This is a genomic window from Tissierella sp. (assembly GCF_052089545.1).
Classification (GTDB): Bacteria; Bacillota; Clostridia; order Tissierellales; family Tissierellaceae; genus Tissierella_A.
Map to the genome: position 1 here is coordinate 1 of NZ_JBQDAA010000265.1, position 2678 is coordinate 2678.

General features: G+C 28.0%; 2 protein-coding genes. Both read right to left on the bottom strand.

Going from position 1 to position 2678, the window contains the following annotated elements:
• The coding region (locus ACTHW2_RS12685) for a chromosome segregation SMC family protein (protein ID WP_442264262.1) at positions 1-1785 on the bottom strand (1785 nt) is incomplete at its 3' end.
• Between the two features lie 9 nt (positions 1786-1794).
• The coding region (locus ACTHW2_RS12690; RefSeq protein ID WP_442264263.1) for an elongator complex protein 3 at positions 1795-2678 on the bottom strand (884 nt) is incomplete at its 5' end.

The window sequence follows — 2678 nt, forward strand, 5'->3', positions numbered from 1 at the left end:
GCTTAGATTGTATTCATTACCTTTTACAGTGCTTAAAGGAAGAAATGTTACTCTTCCAAGCTTCTTTTCCTTCAAATAATTTATCATTTCTTTGGCATTATCCTCATTTTCTACTACGACATTTTGGAGGCTCCCACCTAATGCTATATTTATGGCTGTTTCATACTTTTTATCTACTTTAAGTAGGTCAACAACCAAACCATAAAAACCATCATTCTCTATTTTGTCATTTTTTATGGCTATAAGTAAATTTTTAACACTTTTAAAGTAACCTTCATAGCTATTTTGCATATTTTTATATAAATTATAGTTTGACTTTGCTTTACCAAGTTTTATTTCTTTTTCTTTTATTAGTTCAGAATTATCATTTAAATCCATCTGTGTTTTTTTATAATTTTTTTCTAAAAATTTCTTTTTACTATAAAGTTTTTCTAAGCTTTCTTCTAATTCTTTATTCTGATAATTTATAAGTTCTACCTTTTTATCTAAAATTTCTATTTCTTTATATAGTTTTTTATTTTCCCTTTCATACTCTCGTTTCTCATCCTCTATATTCTTGTTAGAAATATCTAAATTATTAAGCTTTCCTTTTTTATCGGCTATTTTTTCATATAACTTGTTTGTATCTCTATTCCTATTCTCTATCTCTTCTTCCAGAGTAGATATATCTTTCTCTATCTCTTCTAGTTGACTTCTACTCTGGGATTGTTCCGAAGTTAGAAGTTCATATTTCTCAAGATTTTCTTCTTTATATGTTTCTAGGGTTTCTAATTTATTTTCCAATTTTAAATTTCCAGAATCTATTCTCTTTATCTCTTCTTTTAATCTTGTGATATTTTCCTTATTAAAACTTTCTCTTTCTGTTAACAATGTTAATTTATTTTTTGATTTATCCCTATCTTCTAAAACTTTTTCTCTTTCAGATCTTAGTTTTTCTATTGTTTTTTCCTCATAGTCCATACTATCTTTTAATTCTTTAAATATACCTTCTTTATTCTCTTTTTTTAAATTATTTTCATCTATGTTTTCCTGAATCCCTTTATTGTTATTTCTAATCTTTTTCCTTTTCTCTTCTAATTCTCTAATATCTCTAATGTATATATTTGCTTCTAAATTTTTTAACTCTTCAAAAGTTTTTATGAATTTATCAGCTTTTTGGGATTCTTTTTTTAACTTTTTATTATTACTTGATATTTCGGAAATTAGATCATTTATTCTAGTTAAGTTGTCTTCAGTATTTTTAAGCTTCTTTTCTGAGTTCTCTTTTTTTGTTTTATATTTTATTATGCCTGCTGCTTCTTCAAATATACTCCTACGATCTTCTGGTTTATCACTAAGTATTTCATCTATTCTACCCTGGCCTATTATAGAATAACCATCCTTACCTATACCTGTATCCATGAACATAGCTCGTATGTCTTTTAGCCTACAAGCACTTTTATTTAGATAGTACTCACTCTCACCAGACCTAAACATTCGTCGAGTTACAACAACTTCATTATATTCAATTGGTATTGTTCTATCGCCATTATCAAAGTATATGCTTACTTCAGCAAAACTTAACGCTTTTCTCCGCCTTGTTCCTGAGAATATAACATCTTCCATTTTGCTACCTCTAAGGTTTTTTATACTTTGTTCTCCTAGAACCCATCTTATAGCATCAGAGATATTACTTTTCCCACTTCCATTTGGCCCTACAATAGCTGTAATATTATCCTCGAACTTTATTTCTGTTTTATCCGGAAAAGATTTAAATCCCTGTAACTCAAGTTTTTTTAAATGCAACACAAACACCTACTTACGTTTTATTTTTTTCATCTCATTAAATATATTTATACTAGCAAAACAGCTTTCCATTTCAATATCTATAATGTTTTTAAACATTTTTTTTGAATATATTTTAATATCTTTAAAATTATAGTTGGATTTTAAGAAATCTATGTTTTTAGACTTTTGACCTGCTATATCCGAAATGTTCTTAGAATTAGAATATATCTTAAGAACTTTACCGTTTGTTTCTATATTAGTAGAATCAATATAGCTACTTAAAACAATTTTAAATATATTAGATTCTACTAATTGCTTGAAAGCAGGGTGGAAAGGTCCATCTACAACATCTTTCCCTAGTTGTATATTCTCAGTTGGCTGCAAACCAACCCTTATAACATTAATATAATTTGTATAGAACTCTACTAGCAAATATGTACACAACTGAACCGCCTTATCTAAAGTAAGTGGACTGTATTTATTTTCCGATCTAAGACTTTCAAGTGCAGTATCCTTAATAACTAAAGTAGGATATATCCTCACACATTCCGGCTTTAAATCTATAAACTTTCTAGCTGTAAATAAAGACCTTTCAAAAGTATCACCTGGAAGTCCAATCATCATTTGCAAACCTAGTTTAAAATTATAGTTCCTAATAAGTTTTACCGCCTGGTAGACATCTTTTGAGTTATGCCCTCTACCACTTTTATATAAGACATCGTCACATAAAGACTGTACACCTAGCTCTATTGTATCAACTTTATAATTTTCTAAGTGTATCAATATCAAGTCATTTATTGCATCTGGCCTAGTTGATAATCTTATTTCATCTACTATTCCTTTATTCTTATATTCTAGAGCAATATTTAAGAATGATTTTTGTTTTTCAATATCTATAGCCGTAAAACTTC